This window comes from Mesorhizobium sp. M7A.F.Ca.CA.003.01.2.1, from assembly GCF_003998945.1.
GTDB classification, from domain to species: domain Bacteria; phylum Pseudomonadota; class Alphaproteobacteria; order Rhizobiales; family Rhizobiaceae; genus Mesorhizobium; species Mesorhizobium ciceri.
The window spans coordinates 1-404 of sequence record NZ_RZRA01001713.1 but is presented as its reverse complement, the minus strand read 5'-3'; the positions used below and the strand labels follow the sequence as shown (position 1 = coordinate 404).

At 59.4% G+C, this 404-nt stretch carries 1 protein-coding gene and 1 pseudogene; one reads left to right on the top strand and one right to left on the bottom strand.

The features are described from left to right. Positions 1-187 (bottom strand): annotated as a pseudogene (locus tag EN969_RS35070) (DUF3108 domain-containing protein); the annotation flags it as partial. Between EN969_RS35070 and EN969_RS35715 the strand changes: the two are divergent. Further along, the coding region (locus EN969_RS35715) for a hypothetical protein (RefSeq protein WP_206525401.1) at positions 172-404 on the top strand (233 nt) is incomplete at its 3' end. The pseudogene EN969_RS35070 and the gene EN969_RS35715 overlap by 16 nt on opposite strands.

The following is a 404-nucleotide window of genomic DNA, read 5'->3' as shown; positions in this document are numbered from 1 at the left end:
CGCTGACGCTGCCTTCGATCGCGTAGGCGCCGTTCTCATAACGGCTGGAAAACGTTGATTTCGCTATCGAAAGTCCAAGGAACGACACCGTATACTCGCCCTTGAACGACTGCGGCGAGGCAGCAGACGCGGCGGACGGCAAGGCTGCGGCAAGCATGGCGGCAAAGGCATGTGACGAACGAAGCATGGCGGGATCGGGTCCTTGATTTTCGGCCGGAGGCGGGCAACTCCGGTCTGGCATGTCCCTATGAGACCGCTTATAGGATGAATTCCGGCCTTAATATGAAAATGCCGGGCGCGCAGTGGGCAATGCAGGAGCTTGACGCCTCGGCGAAATGCAACTATGGAACGCCAACTTTTTCCATAAAGCCGCCTGACCAGAACCGCGCGCCACCCGGCGTGGG